This is a genomic window from Streptomyces sp. ATCC 21386, assembly GCF_018728545.1.
Taxonomy (GTDB): domain Bacteria; phylum Actinomycetota; class Actinomycetes; order Streptomycetales; family Streptomycetaceae; genus Streptomyces.
Genome location: NZ_JAAVVL010000001.1, coordinates 9,904,211 through 9,922,881, shown reverse-complemented (window position 1 = coordinate 9,922,881; position 18,671 = coordinate 9,904,211). Strand labels below are relative to the sequence as shown.

The window sequence follows — 18,671 nt, the reverse complement described above, 5'->3', positions numbered from 1 at the left end:
AGGAGTCGCCGTTCATGAACGCTCGCGATACGTACGACGCCGACAAGTTCCTCAGGGCCTACGACAAGGTCATGACCAAGTGGCCTGCCGCTCGCGAGACGGCGACCGTTCCCACGCCCTTCGGCACGACACACGTCAACGTATGCGGCCCGGACGACAGGCCCTCGCTCGTCCTCCTGCCCGGCGGAGGGGGCGCAACCTCCGCGTCCTGGTACGCGCAGGCCGCCGAACTGTCCCGCACCCACCGGGTGTTCGCCGTCGACCTGATCGGCGCCCCCGGACGCAGCACTCCCGACGGCGACCGCCGCCCTCGTACGGTCGCCGACCTGTCGGCCTGGCTGGACGCGCTCCTCGACGGCCTCGGGGTGGCCGAGACCGACCTGGGCGGACACTCGTACGGCGCCTGGATCGCGCTGCATCACGCCATGCGCGCGCCCGACCGGATACGCCGCCTGGCTCTTCTGGACCCGACCCAGTGCTTCGCCGGGTTGAGCCCGGCCTACCTGCTGCACGCAACTCCCATGCTGCTGCGGAACACACCCCGCCGGGTCCGCGCCTTCCTGGAGTGGGAGACCAAAGGCTCGGCCCTCGACCCCGACTGGCTCGCCCTCCAGGAGGCGGCCGCCGGTTTCCCCTCTCTCCGACCCGTGACCGGGCCGCGCCCGGCACCGGACGCCCTGCGCGGCCTGGACCTGCCGGTCCTGCTGCTCCTTGCCGGAAGCAGCAGGACCCATGCCCCCTCCAAAGTGGCCGCCCGCGCCGAGGCGCTGCTGCCACGCGTCGCAACGACCGTGCTGCCGGATGTGTCCCATCACGCGCTTCCGCACGCCATCCCGCCCGGGGCGAACCGCAGCCTCGCCGACTTCCTGGAACGGTCCGGTGACTGAGTCCCAGCCCGCCCCGGGCACCGCGCCCTGAAGACCAACCCCCGTTCAGCTCCGCCAACAGCACTTCCGACACACGGCCCAGGTGTATCGACTCGGAGAGCAAGAACCACCTCTGCCACACCCGTTGACTTCCGACCCCACCGGCTCTACCTTCGGCCAGCCGATTCGTTCGGCAAGCCGATCCTTGTTCGACATATCGACCCCCATACCCCCACACCCCCACAACGCCGGACTGTGCCTCGACGCCCACGGAGCGGCCACCGCCGACGGCACGAAGCTCGTGCTGTGGGCCTGCAACGGCCAGAACCCCCAGAAGTGGAGCCTGACATGAGCGACCGGAGCGATGAGAGCGGCAGAAGGAACATGAGCGGCACCACCAGCGGACCCGGTCTGTCCCGCCGCATGTTCCTGGGCACCGCGGCGACCGCACCGCTGGCCGCGACGGGTGTGCTCACCCTCGGCGCCGGCACCGCCCACGCCGCGGACTCCGCGTACGCGATGGTCTACTTCACCGAGTCCACCACCATGCTGGAGGCCGACTACGGCCTGCACCTGGCCGTCAGCCAGGACGGCCTGAACTGGACCCCGCTGAACCAGAACGCCCCCCTGGTCACCCCGACCCAGGGCGCGGGCGGCCTGCGCGACCCGTTCCTGATGCGCAAGCGGGACGGCACGTTCGTGGTCCTCGCGACCGACCTCAAGGGCACGGACTGGAACTACAACAGCACGTACATCCACGTCTGGGACTCCACCGACCTGCGGACCTTCACCGGCTACCGGCGGCTGAAGCTCCATGACATGACCAACACCCACAGCTGGGCGCCGGAGGCCTACTGGGACGCCTCGCGCGGCCAGTACGGCATCCTCTACTCCTCGGTGAACAGCAGCGGCCACAACGTGATCATGGTCAGCTACACCACGGACTTCGTCACGTCGACGAACCCCCAGGTCTTCTTCGACCCCGGCTACGACATCATCGACGGCAACCTCACCCTCGGGGTCAACGGCGTCAACTACCTCTACTACAAGCGCAACCAGCAACTGGTCGGCGCACGGTCGACGTCCCTCGCCCCGGGCAGCTTCACACCGTTCAGCACGCCCGTCGCACACGGCGGCACCGAGGCCCCCACGGTCGTGAAGTCCCTGACGTCCTCCGCCTGGTACCTGTGGGGCGACACCTACACCCCCAACGGCGTCTTCTACGTCTGGCAGTCGAGCGACCTCGCCTCCGGCACCTGGACCGCCCTCGACCAGAAGCTCTACACCCAGCCGCTCAACTCCAAGCACTGCGGCATCCACCCGATCACGTCGACGGAGTACAGCAACCTGCTGGCCAGGTGGGGCGCCCCGACGTGGAACCGCCTCAAGTCGTACAACTACCCGGCCCGCTACATCCGCCACAGCGATTACGTGGGCCGGATCGACGAGTACCCCTTCGACCCGTTCCCCGACTCCCAGTGGAGGCTGGTCCCCGGCCTGGCGGACTCCTCGGCGGTCTCCTTCCAGTCGGTGAGCCACCCGACCCGCTACCTCCGCCACTACAACTACGCGCTCCGCCTGGACGTGAACGACGGCACGTCGACGTTCGCCGCGGACGCCACGTTCACCCGCGTCGCCGGCCTCGCCGACTCGACGTGGTCCTCGTTCCGCTCGTACAACAACCCGACCCGCTACCTCCGCCACAGCGGCTACCTGCTCCGCATCGACCCGGTCTCGACGGCCACGGAGCGGGCGGACGCGACGTTCCGGGTGGGCTACTGACACCCGGATCACCCTCGTTCGGCACCGGTGACCCCGAGCCGGTCCGGAGCCGCATCCGCTCCGGACCGGCTCGGCCGCCCCGAACGACATGTCGAATCCGGGTGGGGCGAACGTCTGGGCGGCCCCGTGCGTCGAAGTACCGGCCGAAGTACCGGCCGAAGTACCGGCCGAAGTACCGGCCGAAGTACCGATCGTGCGGTCGCGGGAGCAGAGGACGCGGAGGGGTCACATGGACGAGCCGAACAACAGCAGGTGGACCGGGATCTGGACCTGGACGCGGACCTGGGCCCGCTCAGGCACCCGTACCCGTGCCGGAGCCGCGGCGGCCGCCCTGGGAGCGGTCGTCGCCCTCGGCGGCGTCCAGGGATCGGCGGCCGACGCCCAGACCGTGGAGGTCGTGTCGTCCGCGACGAAGACCTGTCACGGCACCCAGCCGAAGGGCAGCCTGGCCGGCCACGCCAGGGACGGCTTCCCGGAGGACACCCCACTCGACCGCACCCTCAGCTACGTGGACGACCTGGTCACCGGCCGCCACGCCCCGATCTACACGGGCATGGCCGTGGACGAGGACGAGGTCTCCCTGGACGTGTACCGCATCCCCTCCGCCCCCTTCGACGAAGCCGTCTGCGAGGCCGCCGAGAAGGGCGTGACCGTACGTCTCCACGACCGCGACATCAACGAGAGGGACCTCAACAAGATCCTCGACCGCGTCAGCGAGGACATGAGCCGCTGGGACGGCACCTTCTCCCTGCGCGAGGCCGGCCTGGACGGCACGGGCTTCGTCCAGGTCGGCGTGGACGACCCCGACACCGCCGAGCCGATCCTCCGCACGTTCGTCGGCGAACGGAACGCCAAGTACCTCCGCGTGGAGTACGCCCCCCAGGCGCACTTGCTCTGACCCGCCGGGACGGGAGATGCAACGCCCCCGAAGATCCGTTATAGTTGATCTCGAGCCGCTCACCGGAACACGAACTCCCGGTAGCACTCGATGCGTTGGTGGTCCAAGGAAAGACGCCCCGCTTCCTGCGGGGAAATGCAGGTGCAAGGCCTGCCCGGCGCTCCAGAGAATGAGCCCCGCTTCACTCCACGTGAAGCGGGGCTCATCGCGTTTCACCCCGGAGGGCCTGCTCAGCGCCTGGCATAGGACCTGAGCAACAGAGCTCCTCCGGCCGCCAGTCCCACGACCCCCGCCCCCACCGCTCCCACGGTCATGAAACCCCCTTTGGAGCGCCACGACAGCACCGACCACCGGGACTGCGCGGAGAACAGGGAGCCCGTGCTGTTGAAGGACCCGGTCGAGATCAGTGACAGGGACGAGCCGATCGAGCCGACGGACAGGGCGCTCCCGATGGAACCGATCGACAGGGCCGAACCGACGGACCCCACGGAGAGCACGGACCCGACAGACCCGATCGACAGCACGGAGTCCCGCGACCACAGGGACAGCATCGAACCGGAGGAGGAGCAGGAGGACCAGGAGGAGGAACGTCGGGCGGACTGTACGGAGGACTTCGTCATGGGGCCATCCTGCCCGTGAGGCGCTCCCGGACGGAGCCTCCTGGCAACGACGGCCGGAAACGCGTCGTCCCGCCCGGCTCGGCTCGCTCGACCCGGCGCCGAAGCCCTGTCCGCTCTCTGCCGAACGTCGGCACCCGGTCCGACGTCCCAGTGGTGACCGTCTTCAGCCGCGCTCCGAGGGGGACGCCACCATGCCGACGACCACCGCCGTACGACCGCGGCTCCGCGCCCTGGCCACGTCGGCGCTGGCCGGGACGTTGCTGTGGGCGATCACCGGGTGCGGGCAGGAGCCCACCCTCCCGAAGGCTTCGGCACCCACCTGGCGGGAGCCGGCCTCCTACACCTACACGCTGAGGTCGACGCAGGGCAAGCGGCCGCTGATCGGGACGTTCGAGGTGACGGTCCGGGACGGGAAGGTCGTAGAGGCCGTCGGTCTCGACGACAGCGGTCGACACGTGGTCGACCGGTCACCGCAGCACGTCCCCACCATCGGGGCCCTGTTGCGGGAGGCGGAGGCGGCACGTGCGGAGGGCGCCGACACCGTCGACGTCACGCACGCGGCGGACGGCCGTCCCGTCTCCATCGCCATCGACTGGGAGGAGAACGCGATCGACGACGAGGCGGCGTACGACCTCAGTGGCTACGAGGCACTCGGCTGACTCAGATCCCGGATCGTGCCGCCCACCTTGACCTTCAGCTTCTTGAGCACGTCCGGCTTCGCGGACACGGCCCAGCGCGGCCCGACCAGGTACTTGCCGCCGTACATGGAGGCGGACTCCAGCCACACTTCCTTCAACTCGTCCTTGGGAAAGGTGGTGATGAGGTAGTCCCCCTGCCCGGTCTGGCACACCCCCTCGCGCAACTCCTCCGCCTCGGTCCGGATCTTCACCTCGCACCCCGTGAGCTCGGCGATCACCTCGACCTTGGCCGGCGCGACGACCGCGGAGACAGGACTCGACCCACCACTCGCCTCACCCGACGCCTTGTCACCCTCACCGCCCCCACTGCACGCCGCCACCAGGGGCAGGACAGCCAGAGTCACAGCCAGCGCGGCACCTCGCGGCAGCTTCCTCACCATGCCCTGATCTCCGTTCGCGTTCCCGTACCGAGTGCACTCCTCAGGGGATACGTAGAGACGCGGCCGGTTGCTCACACTCACCGACCCCCGGCGTTGGAGCATGGCGCCCAGGACGCGCCCGCTACCGCAGGTTCGTCCACCGGCAGGGCGGTCGCGAGTCACGCCCGGCCGCGGACGTCTGCCCCGTGCTCACCCCCTCCGTCGCGCTCCAAGGGTCGTGCGGGGGTTGCGCCTCTTGAGCCTCGCCCTTCTCCGTGGGTCGCGGGCAGCCGGGGTCAGACGCCAGTATCCGTACGGGTTGTGGAAGAAGTCGTCGTCCTCGAACCGTTCGCACTCCACACGGTTCATGATCCAGCGAGAGTCGTCCGGGGTGAGGCGGAAGCCCTCGCCGTCCTGGATGCCGTGGTCCGGCTGCTCGATCAGCAGGTAGTACCCCGCGACCTCCACAGTGGTCACCCACTCCAGCACCAGCTCCGGCTCGGGCGCCGCGGTGCGTACGGGGGCCAGCTCCACATCGGCCTCGCCCAGGAGGTGCATGCCGCAGCTGTAGTAGACCTCCCCGTCGTCGATCACCGGCACGACCCACGCCTGGACGAGGGCGCCGACGAGGTCCTCCACGTTCTCGGCGGCCTCCGCCTCGCTCGCCAGGGCCAGCCACCGCTCCCGACCGCAGGCCACCCCGCTGGACTCGTTCTTCACCGCGGTGGCCCCGTTGGCCAGCAGGGCCGCGGTGACGGCCAGCGCCCGGCGGGACACGTCGAGGCCGGTGGCCTGGGAGATCGGCGGCGACAGGATGTAGGCGACCGAGTCGTGCGCGTCCACCGCGGCCCAGTCGTCGTCGCCGAAGCCGTCGACGCCGGTGATCCGGCGGGAAGCCACCGCCGCTTCGAACGCCTCACGCATCCGGGGGTCGGGCTCCCGCTGGAACTCGTCGAGGTCGAGCGTGAAGTCCCCCGCGCCCGCCTCCTCGACCACCCGGCTGATGACCTCGGGATCCAGGCCCACGCCGACCGCGCACAGCACGTGCCTGGGCGTCACACCGGACGCCGGAACCACGAAGCGCGTGCCCTCGATGACGTGTCCTTGCCACACCTTGCTCATCGGCACAGCATTGCAGACGGGCGTACGAGGTTGTGCGCTCTGTGGCACCAACAGGCATGGTGGCGCAGCCCGTTCGCGCGGTTCGGCTCCGGCACCCGGGCGCCCGGCGGCACCGTCGGCAGGGAGTCCGGCACCGTCCGCTGACCAGCGCTCAGCAGCCCGTGCAGGACGGCACCCCGGCAAAGACGAGGCCCCGGCCCGGAGGTGGTGCTCCCTCCGGGCCAGGGCCCCTGCCGGCGGCGGATCCGCCGGGTGCGCAGCCGGTTCAGGAGACTCGCTCGGGCTCCTTGTGCCGCACCTGCGGGGCCTTCTGGAGACGTGTGCCTTCCACGTCGAGGTCGGGCAGGACACGGTCGAGCCAGGCGGGGAGCCACCAGGCGTGCCGTCCGGCGAGGGCGAGGACCGCCGGGACGAGGGTCAGGCGGACGGCGAAGGCGTCGATGGCGACGCCGACGGCGAGCGCGAAGGCGATGGGCTTGATCAGGGCGTCGTCGAGCGGGAAGAACCCGGCGAAGACGGTGAACATGATCAGGGCGGCCGCGGTGACGACCCGGACGCTGTGCCGCGCGCCGTCGATCACCGACCCGCGGGCCACGCCGGTGTGGACCCACTCCTCCCGCATCCCGGAGACGAGGAACACCTCGTAGTCCATGGCGAGTCCGAAGAGCACGCCGATCAGGATGATCGGCAGGAAGCTGACGACGGGACCGGTGTGGGCGAGGCCGAGGGTGTCGGCCAGCCAGCCCCACTGGAACAGGGCGACGACCAGGCCGAGCGAGGCCGCCACCGACAGCAGGAATCCGAAGGCGGCCTTGAGCGGGACGACCAGCGAGCGGAACACCACGGTCAGCAGGATCAGGCTCAGGCCGACGACGATCGCCATGAACGGCAGCAGGGAGTCGCTGAGGCGGGTGGAGACATCGATGTTGACGGCGGTGGTGCCGGTGACCGCGACCGTCGCTCCGGTCGACTCGCGGATGTCCGGGGCGGCGGCGCGGATGTCGCGGACGAGCCGGTCGGTGCGGGCGCTGTCGGGTCCGGTCTCCGGGATGACCTGGATGACGGTCTGCGCGGCATCGCGTGTGGGCACGGGAGGCAGGACCGCCTCGACCCCCTTGAGGTCCCGCAGCTTCTGCGCGGCCTGAGCGCCCGCGCGCGCCCCCGAGCCCTTGTCGGTCTCGGTCAGCACCAGGAGTGGGCCGTTGAAGCCGGGGCCGAACTTGTCGCCGACCGTGTCGTACGCCTTGCGTTCGGTGGAGGTGACCGGGGCCGAGGCGTTGTCCGGCAGGGCCAGGCGCAGGTCCGCCGCGGGGAGCGCCAGTGCGAGGAGGATGCCGGCGACGGCCAGGACGGTGAGCAAGGGCTTGGCGACGACGGTCCGCACCCAGCGGGCGCCCAGGGTCGTGCGGCCGGCGGATCCGTCGGGGTCGGTGGCCCGCCGGGCCTCCTTGCTGCCGGGCTTCGGGGTCAGCCGGGTGCCGGCGAATCCGGCGAGTGCCGGGAGCAGGGTGATCGCGGCCAGGACCGCGACGAGGACGGCTCCGGCGGCACCGAGACCCATCACGGTCAGGAACGGGATGCCGATGACGCTGAGTGCGGCCAGGGCGATGATCACGGTGCTGCCGGCGAAGACGACCGCGCTGCCGGCCGTGCCGTTGGCCAGCGCGATGGACTCCCGCGGGTCGGTTCCGCGGGCGAGCTGCTGGCGATGGCGGGTCAGGATGAACAGGATGTAGTCGATGCCCACGGCCAGCCCCAGCATCAGCGCGAGCGTGACCGCGGTGGAGGAGATGCTGACCGCCGGGGTGAGGGCGAACAGCCCGGCAAGTCCCACGGCCACGCCGAGCAGGGCGGGCAGCAGCGACATGCCGGCGGCGAGCAGGGAGCCGAAGGTGACGACGAGGACGAGCACGGCGACGCCGACACCGATGATCTCGGACGGGCCTATGTGCACGCCGTTGCTGCCGTAGGCACTGCCGCCCACCGAGGTCCTGAGCCCGCTCTTCTCGGCCGCCTCGGCCGCCCGTTCGATCACGTCCAGGGACGAAGGGCGCACCTCGGCCCGCTGCACCGAGTACTGCACCTGCACGATCGCCGTGCTCCGGTCGGCGGAGACAGCCCCGGACACGCCCGGGCCCAGGACGGCCTTGACCTGGGGCGCCTTCGCGACCGCCCTCTCGGTTCCGGAGATGGCCGCGGTGTAGGGGGCCTCGGTGATGTGGTGGCCCCGGGGTGCGGTGAAGACGATCTGGGCGCCCGCTCCGGAGGCTTCGGGCAGCGTCCGTCCGAGCGTGTCCAGCGCGCGCTGCGACTCGGTGCCCGGCACGGTGAAGCGGTCGTCGAGCTTGCCGCCGAAGACGCCGGCGCACGTGATGAGCGCGGCCAGGACCACGAGCCAGATACCGAGCACCAGCTTGCGGTGGTGGTAGGCACTGCGGCCCAGCCGATGGAGCAGGACTGCCATGGCGAACTCCCAAGGTCGGTAAGGGATTTCCCGGACGTCTCGGCGCGGACGCGGGACGAGCGGAAGAGCGGGTCGGCCCGCGCCGTCGAGCGGCGGCGGGCAGAGGCATGAGGCGTGCGGCATGCCGGTGCCGTGAGCGGCATCCGAACTGCTTCGACACCGACTTTATCACTTGCTCAAGTCGATCGACCAAATCATCTAACTTGAACAGCCGACATTGTCAGCCGACCATGTCATCTGTATGGTGATGGTCACCGGAGCACACCGCCGCCGGGAAGCGCCAGGTCATGGGCCTGCGCCGCGCTCCCCGCGGAGCACGTCCGCAGCCCCGGGACCACAGCAGAACAAGGAGTGATCATGAGCAGCACGCAGAAGAGGGACACCGCGACTCCGCAGCACGCCCGCAGGGTGGATGTGGTGGTGGTCGGTGCGGGGCTGGCCGGTCTGACCGCGGCGCGGGAGCTTGTCGCGGCGGGCAAGTCGGTGGCCGTGCTGGAGGCTCGTGACCGGGTGGGGGGCCGGCTGCTCAACCACGATCTCGGCGACGGGCAGGTGACCGAGATCGGCGGGCAGTACGTGGGCCCGACCCAGGACCACATCCTGGAGCTGGCCAAGGAGGTCGGCGTGGACACCTACCAGGCCGCCGTTCCCGGCGAGACCGTCTACGTCAACGACGGCAAGGCCAAGCGGTTCACCGGGCACACCCCGCCGGACCTGCTCGCGCTGCCGGACATGGGGATCGCCCTGGCCCGTGTCGCCAAGGAGGCCGAGAAGCTGGACCCGGCCGCCCCGTGGAAGGCGCCGAACGCCCGTGAACTGGACGGCATGACCTACGAGACCTGGCTGCGCAAGGCCGAGATCACCGGCGACGCCGTCGACATGATCAGCCTGTTCCTGAACTCCGCCTACGGCGGCGAGGCCCGTGACGCCTCCGCCCTTTTCAGCCTCTGGTACGTCTCCACCTTCGGCAACGAGACCCACCCCGGCACCATGGAGCGCGGCACCGGCACCACCGGCGGTGCGCAGGACAGCCGGTTCGTCGGCGGCTCACAGCTCGTCGCCCAGCGCCTGGCCGAGGAGCTCGACGGCCGCGTCCACCTCTCGGCGCCGGTGCGGCGCGTCAGCCAGGACTCCACCGGCGTCACCGTGGTCACCGACGCCGGTGACTGGCGGGCCGAGCGGGTGATCGTCGCCGTACCGCCGCTGGTGGCCTCGCGGATCATGTGGGACCCGCTGCTGCCCGCCCAGCAGGACCAGCTCTTCCAGCGGCTGCCGTTCGGCACCCTCATGAAGTGCGTCGCCGTCTACGACAAGCCGTTCTGGCGCGAGGACGGGCTGTCCGGCATGGGCCTGCTGCGCGGCGGCTCCCCCATCCGCGAGATGTTCGACAACACCCCGCCCGACGGCGGACCGGGCGTGCTGATGGGCTTCCTCGGCGGCCGGGAATGGCGCAAGTGGGCCCACCGTCCGGCCGCCGAACGCCGCGGCGCCGTCCTGCGCTGCTTCGCCCAGGTCGTGGGAGACCGCGCCTTCGACACCGTCGACTACGTCGAGCAGGACTGGACCGCCGAGCAGTGGACCCAGGGCGGCCCCACCTCTGTCGCCGCCCCCGGCGTGCTGAGCGACTTCGGTCAGTGGATGGGCCGCCCCCACCACCGCGTGCACTGGGCGGGCGCCGAGTTCTCCCCCTACTGGAACGGCTACATGGACGGCGCCGTCCGCTCCGGCCGCCACACCGCCACCGAACTCCTCCACCACAGCTGAGCGCACGAAGTACCCCTCCACCGCAGCTGAGCGCACGAAGTACCCCTCCGCCGCAGCTGGGCGCACCAAGTACCGACAAGCAAGGGAACCCCGTCATGAACCATTTCGTCGTCGCCGAGACCGCCGTCATCGACGCCCCCCTCGGGCGGGTCTGGGACGTCATCTCCCGCACCGACCGGTACGCCGAGTGGGTCGCCGGAGCCATCGAGGTCACCGACCACCACGGCGTCGCCACCGTCGGCAAGACCTACTCCGAGCGCAACCGCACCCTCGGCCCGCTCAAGACCGACTCGGTCTGGACCGTCAAGGAGATCGAGCCCCTCATGCGCCGCGTCGACACCGGCACCGGATTCGCCCCCCTCCAGGACGTCACCAACACCTTCGAGTTCCAACCGGTCCAGACCGCCGACGGCCGGGAGGCGACGAAGATGCTCTACCAGGTCGAGTACACCATCGGCCTCGGCCCGCTGGGCCTGCTCCTCGACTCCATACAGCAGCCCGCCATGCGCGCCGGCATGCGCACCTCCATGGCCAACCTCAACACCCTGCTCCGTTCCGAGGCGTCGAGGACCGCTCGCTGACAGGCGGCGCATGCTCCTGGACCGGCGTCCGGTCCGCCCGCCCGACCGGCCGCCCGACCGCCCGGTCCGACCGGCCGCCCGACCGGCGGCCGGTCGGACCGACCGTCGGCCCAGGAGCGGCCGTCACCATGCATCACCGTTTTGTCGAGCGACCTGTTCGACAGACTGAGTCGGATAGGATCGCGCCATGGCTCATGTATCCGCGGCAGAGCGCCGCCCGCAACTGATCAAGGCGGCCATCGGCCTCATGGCCAGGGAGGGCGTCGCCGCCGGCAGCACCCGCGCCATCGCCGCCGAGCTCGGCGTGGCACAGGCGACCGTGCACTACACCTTCGGCACGAAGGAGGAGCTGTACCGGGCCGTCATGGAACAGCTCACGCGCGACCTCATCGACCAGGTGACACGTGCCGCACCCACGGACGCGAGCTTCGAGGAAACCCTCGTCACGCTCGCCGAAGCACTCTGGCGCACCGTGCTCGAACAGCCCGCCTCGCACCAGCTGCTCACCGAACTGAGCATGTTCGCCCTGCGTACGCCCTACCTGCAGGAGGCTCTTCAGAGCCACTACAGCGAGGTCCTGGCGGTGACGACGAAGCTGGTCGAGCAGGCCGCCGAACGCACCGGTCACCGGCTCGGCCAGTCCGCCGAGACGATCGCGAGGTTCTTCCTGGCCGGCTTCGACGGACTGACGATGCAGCACCTCTCCCTGCCGGACGAGGAAGCCGAGCGCGTCTGCCTGCGGTCCTTGGTCTCGGCCGTCCTGGCCATGACCTGAGGTCGCTCACCGACACGACGACCAACGTGCCGGCGATCAGGACCGACGTGTCGGGAGAGCTACTCGTCCTGGTCGTAGACGGCCACCTCAGCCGATGAGGTGTGCACGGAGGGGCCCTGGCGGACAGGGCCTCGCGACTACGCTGGGGACATGACAAGCGAGGCCACTCAAAGCGGCAAGGGGTGGGCGAGGAAAGCAGGTTGGGGTGCTCTGGCACTGTTCCTGATCGCCTTCGCGGGTTTCGAGAGCGTCAAGTACGGCCTTCCCACGACAGGTGCCGCGCTGGTGTTCTTCGCGCTGCCCGACCTGGCCCGGCTGGCGGGGGTGCGCCCACCAGGTCTCCTCTACCAGTCGGTGCATCGCGTATGGATTCCGCTGGTGGTCCTGGTCGGATACTCCCTCGGGCCGGTCGTATGGCCACCACTGTTCACCGCGGGCCTCGGCTGGCTCACCCGGATCGCCATCGACAGAACGCTCGGCAAGGGACTTCCCGCCGGATCCTGATCCGACGCGACGGGTCCAGGGAGATGCCGGCCGCCCACTGAGCAGGGCGCATCGTGAATGCACAGGTCTCCTACCGGTGGCTGCCGCAAGGTCGGCAGGGCTCTCGGAGCGGCCATGGCCCGTCGGGATCGCGCCGCTGTTCCCGACCTTCCCCGACCAGCCCTCAAAAACCTGTGGATCTTCGCGGCAACCTTTTCGGCCTCTCGGGCCACTAAGCGTTGTCCGGCCAAGTGGTCCGGTCAGACGCAACGGCTGAAAGCGAGAGCACAGGCGTGTCCCTGGAACGAGAGCACAGAAATGTCCCGGGCCAACCCCCGTCACCGGTGACGGCCCGCGTAGGCAGCCACCGTGCCGACGGCGGTGCGCGCGGTGATCGCCCGAAGCATCGTGGCCGTCGGTTGCTCGCGCGTCGGGGTCTCTGGGCGGGTCTCGCCATGGTGGTCGTGGCCGGCTCGGCCGTCGTGGTCAACCAGGCTTCGGCGGAGCAGAAGAGCCTGGATCTGAAGAAGTGGTACGTGCTGGTCAACCGCAACAGCGGCAAGGTGCTGGACAACCGTGCCGTGGCCACGAAGGACGGCGCGCAGGTGGAGCAGTGGAGCCGTAAGGGCGGGGCCAACCAGCAGTGGCGGTTCATAGAATCGGGCGACGGCTACTACCGGCTGCAGAACCGGAACTCCGGCAAGGTGCTGGACGACCTCGGCTGGTCGAAGACCGCCGGCTCCGCCATCGTGCAGTGGAAGGACCTGAACGGCACCAACCAGCAGTTCAAACTGGCCAAGTCGTCGGACGGCCACGTGCGTCTGGTCAATCGCTTCAGTGGCATGGTTGTGGGTGTCGAGAACGCCACCAAGGCCAATGGGGGCGACATCGTCCAGAAGCGCGACCGGGGCCGCGCCAACCAGCAGTGGAAGCTCGTCGCGGCCGGTAGCGTCAGCGGCACCGAGAACCCGGGGAACTCCGGCGGCACGCCCGCGCCCGGCGGCAGCGCTCCGGCGAGCCCCGCTCCGAACGGCACCCGGCCGGCGTCGCCGCCGACGTCTCCGGCCCCCACCAACGGCACGTCGACGAAGCGCTTCCTGGGCAGTGACACGGTGCTCATCGGCGGCTCGATGACCGACGCCTCGGCGAACGCCGCGCCGTTCGACGTGCGATACGCCTATGTGCACAGCCAGCCCGCACCCTCGTCGGACTACTACACGGCAGCGCGCTGCAAGGACGTGTGGACGAGCTGGTGGGGTTGCTGGAACGGCAGCACCACGGCGCCCGGCACCTACGTCACCTGGCGGGACGACGTGGTGGCCGACGCGACGTACAAGGGCAAGCCGCGCCCGCAGAAGATGCTCTGGACCTGGTACTCGTTGCGCGACCTCGGGGACGCGGCAGGCGAGGGCGACGGCCCCGGCGAGGTCAAGGCCATCAACAGGCGTGACCTGCTCACCCGTTACCTGAACGACTACCGCTTCTTCCTCCAGAAGATCGGCAAGTCGCATGACGCGATCGACCTTGAGCCCGACTTCTGGGGCTTCGCCCGGTCGCTCGGCAATCTGCACCAGGTGCCCGCGCAGGTCTCCGCCGCCAACCCGACGGACTGCGGATCGCAGGAGAACAGCGCCGCCGGACTCGCCCAGTGCCTGATTCAGATGACGCGCAAGTACGCGCCGAACGCCGCCGTGGGGCTGCACCTTTCCTGCTTCGACTGGGAGACGGACGTCCAGAAGTGCGTCAAGGACTACGCGGACCTCGGGGCGAAGAACGCCGACTTCCTGGTCAGCGATGTGTCGGACCGCGACGCGGGCTGGTACGCACTGCCGGCCCACGGCAGCCGTGACACCTTCTGGACCGACCGGAAGGCCGCCGCCTCGCTGAAGTACTGGAAGACGATGGCCGAGTCCGTGGGCAAGCCGGTCGTCCTGTGGCAGATCCCCGTGGGCAACATGGCGCAGAACAACACCCTCAACCATTACAAGGACGACAAGGTGGACTGGCTGTTCGGGCACATGGAGCAGGTCGCGAACGCCCATGTCGCCGGCCTGTTCTTCGGTCCGGGACAGCAGGAACAGACCACGGTCGAGTCCGACGGCGGAAACCTGATCCGCAAGACGATCGCGTATCACAACTCGGGTGGTACAGCGCTCAAGTAGGCGGCCTTGGCGAAGGGGTGACCGCACTGACAGGTGACGGCGGGGAAGCCGAGCCGCAAGCGGGCACCGGCCCGAAGCCTGGGTTGGCACGAGTCGAAGGCTTCGCGCTTCCACGTCGGCACCTGACTGAGAACCCTCGCGGAGGCGCAGACCGCGTCACCTCCATCGGCCGTCCGTAGCCAAGCCCAAGCAGAGCAGGCCGCCCGCGACACTGCGGGCGGCCTGCTCTGCTTGAGCGATATCTACTGACTGATCGTCAGCTCTCCTCGCTCGTACGACGCCTGCGCGCGAAGTAGACCGCGGCGGCACCGACCGCCGCGACCGCGACACCGGCACCCGCGAGGACGGGGGCGCTGCTCGACGCGCCGGTCTCGGCGAGATCACCGTTCGGGGCCGGGGTGTTCGCCCCCGTGTCCGTGCCCGCGCCGGGCGTGGGCGACCCACTGGGGGCCGGGGAGTCGCCCGCACCGGGCGTGGGCGACCCACTGGGAGCCGGGGACTCACTCGCACCGGGCGCGTCGTTCTTGGTGAGCACCGCCGCGAAGGCGCCTGCGATCACCTTGTGGCCTTCGGCGTTGGGGTGGGGGTCCTTCTTCGTGGCGGCCCAGGTCAGCTGGGAGATCTTGGCCACGTTCGCCGGCACCTCGCCCACGCCGGGCACGTTCACCTGGGTGGTGAAGTCGTCCGAGGAGAAGGCCCCGGCCACGTCCGCCACCTTGAAACCGGTGGACTTGAACACCTGGGTGATCCCCGTGTTGGCGGCCTTGACCAGGGCTGCCGACTCCTTGGCGGCCTGCTGCCCCGCGGCGCCCTGGAGCCAGGCCGCCAGGAACGGGTTGTGATACGTCGAGCCCACGAACTGGGTGTCCTTCGCGCCCGCCTGGCGGAGCGCGCCCGCGATCTGGGCGAGGTTCTTCGCCATGGCCTGGCTCTTGCTGTTCAGGCACGCCCCGTCGAGGGTGCCGGCCGGGCTGACGCAGTTGAGGAGGATGTCGTTCGCGCCCACGCTGAGGGTCACGTAGGCGACCTTGCCGGGGTGCTGGGCCATGGCCTTCAGGGCGGCGTCCAGTTGGGACTTGGCGTTCGGGTACTCGCACTTTCCGCCGTTGATCAGAGACTCGGTGGTCTCAGCGGTGCAGCCGAGGCGTATGTGCTCAAGCCCGGGAGTGCGCTGCTTGAGCTGCGCGTAGAGCTGGTCCGTGTAGGCGACGTCGGTGTCCTTGTCGACGTCCGGCTGGTAGCCGGTGGCCAGGGAGTCGCCGAGGGAGATGTAGTAGCTGGTGTCCTTGCCGTCGGTCGCCTCGTCGGCAGTGGCCGGACCGGGTGTGCTCAGCACGATCGTCATGGCGGAGATGGCCAGCGGGGGGACGAAACGCTGAAGGGATCTCATCACTTGCTTGTGCTTTCCAGTTGTTGGGGGGTGGATGCCGAAAGCATTGGCGTGAGCCGTGGTTGGCGAGCAGCGAAACTCATCCGCCGCAGTTTCCGGGCACCCGAAGAAGGCCTTGGTGAAGGCATTGGGGGATTGCCGCTCGGTGAGGCTGCGGGATTTGCCCAGCTTCACTTCGGAGACGCGGGCGTCAATCTAGCAGGGCGAAAAAGGGATCGGATACGGAAGGCCCACAAAATGTCGGTCATGACGACACGTGTAACCCTCAGAAAGGCTCGACCGGTCGGGAATTGGTGACCGGACCCGTTGGTAGCCATTCATTGAGTGATCAACGGGCGTGAAAACTCCTCGCGGGCAGGTCGCTCACCTGCACGAGCTGCGGCCAGAAGGCAGCCGCTGGAGAGCAATCCGCCCACGCATTCGGCGGAGCCGGACACACGGCAACACTGTTCGGCTACCCGAACACTTTTGACGGTGCAGAACCATCGCGGTGTCCTTCTGGCAAACCACCGCTTCGAGATTGCAGAATTCAAGTTGACTCTCGATGTAATACAAGGCGGGCCGGTAGTCGCCGTCGTCTCGCGGCAACGCCTCCGTCGCGTCGCGCCCTTACCTCGTCGCTCATGAACAGCGGCTTCGGCGGCGGGAGTTGGCGCTTTCGGGGGCGCGTGGACATGCCGGGGACGTGCTGGATCCACGGGGTGGAGGTCGCGCGAGGGGGCGGAGGACGGCTCTTGCCGCTCCGGTGGTGAACTTCGTTTGTTTGCCGCGCGGTTGCGTGACGCACTCGGGCCCGCGCTGCGCGTTACCGGGGGTCGGGGGCAGCGGCCCGGCTGAGCGTCGGCGGTCGGTGCTCAGCGCCGCCGGGCAGACTGCCTGCATGCAGCTCCCCGCACCGGCCGTCGCCGTCACCGCGCTGATCGAGGTCGTACGGATCTCCGGGCTTCCGGGCAGGAAGGGGGGCCCGTACCCCGGAGAGGTGGTCGCTCACTGGGCCGGGGACGAGATCGATGGCCTGTTCGCCCTGGTCGAGGCCCTGCCGGGAAGCGTGCGGCATCGGTGCGGGTTCTCGCCCGGGTGGGGGATCCGGGCGTACGACGATGACCTCGACGCCGTGTTGTTCGAGGCGGCGTTCTGCTTCTCGTGCGATGAGGTGCGGATGCATGGAGGTGCTGTGCCGCCGGCGCTGTGCACGCAGTTCTTCGACTCGGGCGCCGCGCAGGCCGAGGCCCTCCTGGTCCGTTTTCGCGGGGCCGCCGCCCCGGCAGCCGACAGCAGCGCCCGGTAGCCGAGGACACCGGGGGCTACGGCGACGAGCGCTGACACCTCACCCGGGCACACCTCTGCGGCGCCCGGCCGAGGAGAGGCCGGGCGCCGCAGAGGTTCAGGCGTCTTCGCGCCGTGTCACGAAGCCGTGCGGCCCGCGCCCTTGCGGCGGGTGACGGCGAAGATGACGCCACCTGCGGCGACGAGGCCCGCCGCGCCGAGGGCGATCGGGATGGCGTTGCCGCCGCCCGTCTCGGCGAGGTCGCCGGGCTCACCGCCGTTCGGGGTGGGGGCGGCCGGGGTGGAGTCGGAGGGGGACGGGGAGGGGGACGACTCGGTCTTCGGGGTGTCCTCGGCGGGCGGCTTCTCGTCCGCGGGCGGGGTGGAGGCCGGGGGCTGCTCCTCCGCCGGGGGGTTCTCCTCGGCCGGCGGCTGCTCCTCCGTCGGGGGCTGCTCCTCCGCCGGCGGCTGCTCCTGCGTCGTGCAGTCCTTCGTGCCGCCGTTCCAGGCCGCGATCAGCTTGTCCTTGATGACGGGGCGGTCCGGGCCCTTGGGCACGTCGCCGTGCTCGAAACCGTCCTTCGCGTCGAGCTTGCCGTCGAACTTCACGGCACCCCGGTAGAGGTCGATCTGGGCGTAGCAGCCCGCGTCGGGGACGGCGATGTCGAGGGAGTCCGTCGCGCCGCGCTTGACCGTGACCGTGTCGAAGTCGACGAAGACCTGCTCGCCGGAGGTGGCGAAGGTCGGGCCGTGGGCGAGGTACGACGCGAGGGAGACCGTGCAGGTCGTGGCGTCGGCGGCGGCGCGGACCTTGATGTGGACCTTGCCGTCGTCGCTGGGCTTGAGGTTCTGGTCGTCGAGCTTGACCCAGTCGGCGAACGTCACGCCGTCCAGCGAGAACTCGCAGCGGTCGGTCTCGGTGGCCGTGCCCGCGCCCTGGCCGGGGGCGTAGCTCTTCTTGCCCCAGCCGTCGCCGCCGGGTGTGTCGGTGGCGAAGGCCGGAGCCGAGACCGCCGCGCTCAGCGCAAGAGCGGCGATGCCCGTCCCCACCAGGCGGCTCACGATGACACGTCTCACTATGGACATGCGGATCCCATTCTCGAACTCGGAACGTCGTTGCGTACGAGACCCCTGGGCGCGGCGACAGCACGGCGGCACGAGGGCAGCCGAAGGCCGCGCCGGGGGGTGAGTGGTCGAAGAAAACACCGGGCTCAGGGGTCACTTGAGCCACAGGGTGGGGACATCGTTTACCAAGGGGTAGGGGCTGTCAACCTCGGCAAACACCGACCGGGGCAGGGACTTCGACGGTTCGTCAGTCCCGTTCGCACACTGCGTGGGCACATATGGGACACAAGGGGAATCAGTTCCTCCGGGAAACCATCGGGACATCATCGGGAAACCATCGAGACACCATGAGGTCCCCATGCGGGTGCCATGCGGG

The 18,671-nt window shown here is 69.7% G+C and carries 16 protein-coding genes and 1 pseudogene; 11 read left to right on the top strand and 6 right to left on the bottom strand.

Going from position 1 to position 18,671, the window contains the following annotated elements; genetic code table 11:
* The first annotated feature begins 14 nt into the window (after nucleotides 1-14).
* From GWK25_RS42735 to GWK25_RS42720, 4 genes and pseudogenes are all read left to right on the top strand, one after another.
* Nucleotides 15-887, top strand: coding sequence for an alpha/beta fold hydrolase (locus GWK25_RS42735; RefSeq protein WP_215457077.1), 873 nt, complete (start codon nucleotides 15-17; stop codon nucleotides 885-887).
* 223 nt (nucleotides 888-1,110) lie between these two features.
* A pseudogene (locus tag GWK25_RS42730) lies at nucleotides 1,111-1,218 on the top strand (RICIN domain-containing protein); the annotation flags it as partial.
* Between the two features lie 32 nt (nucleotides 1,219-1,250).
* Nucleotides 1,251-2,648, top strand: coding sequence for a glycoside hydrolase family 43 protein (locus GWK25_RS42725; protein WP_215457962.1), 1,398 nt, complete (start codon nucleotides 1,251-1,253; stop codon nucleotides 2,646-2,648).
* 229 nt (nucleotides 2,649-2,877) lie between these two features.
* A complete protein-coding gene (locus tag GWK25_RS42720; protein ID WP_251829288.1) occupies nucleotides 2,878-3,546 on the top strand; it encodes a hypothetical protein in 669 nt (222 codons plus the stop codon).
* A 230-nt stretch (nucleotides 3,547-3,776) separates the two neighbouring features.
* Here the strand turns inward: GWK25_RS42720 and GWK25_RS44150 are convergent, their stop codons facing one another.
* Nucleotides 3,777-4,166 (bottom strand): hypothetical protein, encoded by a 390-nt coding sequence (locus GWK25_RS44150; RefSeq protein WP_374200684.1) that lies wholly within the window; start codon nucleotides 4,164-4,166, stop codon nucleotides 3,777-3,779.
* Between the two features lie 191 nt (nucleotides 4,167-4,357).
* Between GWK25_RS44150 and GWK25_RS42710 the strand changes: the two genes are divergently transcribed.
* Nucleotides 4,358-4,825 carry a DUF6174 domain-containing protein gene (locus GWK25_RS42710; protein ID WP_215457075.1) on the top strand — a complete coding sequence of 156 codons (468 nt, stop codon included), beginning with the start codon at nucleotides 4,358-4,360 and terminating at the stop codon, nucleotides 4,823-4,825.
* On the opposite strand, the gene GWK25_RS42705 is transcribed toward GWK25_RS42710, so the two are convergent.
* The 3 genes from GWK25_RS42705 to GWK25_RS42695 all read right to left on the bottom strand — a co-directional run bounded on the left by GWK25_RS42705 (nucleotide 4,807) and on the right by GWK25_RS42695 (nucleotide 8,809).
* Nucleotides 4,807-5,244 (bottom strand): hypothetical protein, encoded by a 438-nt coding sequence (locus GWK25_RS42705; protein WP_215457074.1) that lies wholly within the window; start codon nucleotides 5,242-5,244, stop codon nucleotides 4,807-4,809. The genes GWK25_RS42710 and GWK25_RS42705 overlap by 19 nt on opposite strands.
* 189 nt (nucleotides 5,245-5,433) lie before the next feature.
* Nucleotides 5,434-6,345, bottom strand: coding sequence for a hypothetical protein (locus GWK25_RS42700; protein WP_215457987.1), 912 nt, complete (start codon nucleotides 6,343-6,345; stop codon nucleotides 5,434-5,436).
* 265 nt (nucleotides 6,346-6,610) lie between these two features.
* Nucleotides 6,611-8,809: an MMPL family transporter gene (locus GWK25_RS42695; protein ID WP_215457073.1), complete on the bottom strand. Its 2,199-nt coding sequence runs from the start codon at nucleotides 8,807-8,809 to the stop codon at nucleotides 6,611-6,613.
* Between the two features lie 357 nt (nucleotides 8,810-9,166).
* On the opposite strand from GWK25_RS42695, the gene GWK25_RS42690 reads away from it, so the two are divergent.
* The 5 genes from GWK25_RS42690 to GWK25_RS42670 all read left to right on the top strand — a co-directional run bounded on the left by GWK25_RS42690 (nucleotide 9,167) and on the right by GWK25_RS42670 (nucleotide 14,574).
* Nucleotides 9,167-10,573, top strand: coding sequence for an FAD-dependent oxidoreductase (locus GWK25_RS42690; protein WP_215457072.1), 1,407 nt, complete (start codon nucleotides 9,167-9,169; stop codon nucleotides 10,571-10,573).
* Between the two features lie 95 nt (nucleotides 10,574-10,668).
* Entirely contained in the window at nucleotides 10,669-11,154 is a 486-nt protein-coding gene (locus tag GWK25_RS42685; protein ID WP_215457071.1) for an SRPBCC family protein, read from the top strand.
* Between the two features lie 187 nt (nucleotides 11,155-11,341).
* Entirely contained in the window at nucleotides 11,342-11,929 is a 588-nt protein-coding gene (locus tag GWK25_RS42680) for a TetR/AcrR family transcriptional regulator (protein WP_215457070.1), read from the top strand.
* Between the two features lie 150 nt (nucleotides 11,930-12,079).
* Nucleotides 12,080-12,433, top strand: coding sequence for a DUF4260 family protein (locus GWK25_RS42675; RefSeq protein ID WP_215457069.1), 354 nt, complete (start codon nucleotides 12,080-12,082; stop codon nucleotides 12,431-12,433).
* A 434-nt stretch (nucleotides 12,434-12,867) separates the two neighbouring features.
* On the top strand, nucleotides 12,868-14,574 hold the full coding sequence (locus GWK25_RS42670) for an RICIN domain-containing protein (protein WP_215457068.1): 1,707 nt from the start codon (nucleotides 12,868-12,870) through the stop codon (nucleotides 14,572-14,574).
* Nucleotides 14,575-14,830: 256 nt separating this feature from the next.
* On the opposite strand, the gene GWK25_RS42665 is transcribed toward GWK25_RS42670, so the two are convergent.
* Nucleotides 14,831-15,919: an SGNH/GDSL hydrolase family protein gene (locus GWK25_RS42665; protein WP_215457960.1), complete on the bottom strand. Its 1,089-nt coding sequence runs from the start codon at nucleotides 15,917-15,919 to the stop codon at nucleotides 14,831-14,833.
* Between the two features lie 925 nt (nucleotides 15,920-16,844).
* On the opposite strand from GWK25_RS42665, the gene GWK25_RS42660 reads away from it, so the two are divergent.
* A complete protein-coding gene (locus GWK25_RS42660; protein WP_215457067.1) occupies nucleotides 16,845-17,252 on the top strand; it encodes a hypothetical protein in 408 nt (135 codons plus the stop codon).
* Between the two features lie 116 nt (nucleotides 17,253-17,368).
* On the opposite strand, the gene GWK25_RS42655 is transcribed toward GWK25_RS42660, so the two are convergent.
* Entirely contained in the window at nucleotides 17,369-18,316 is a 948-nt protein-coding gene (locus GWK25_RS42655; protein ID WP_215457066.1) for a hypothetical protein, read from the bottom strand.
* Between the last annotated feature and the right edge of the window lie 355 nt (nucleotides 18,317-18,671).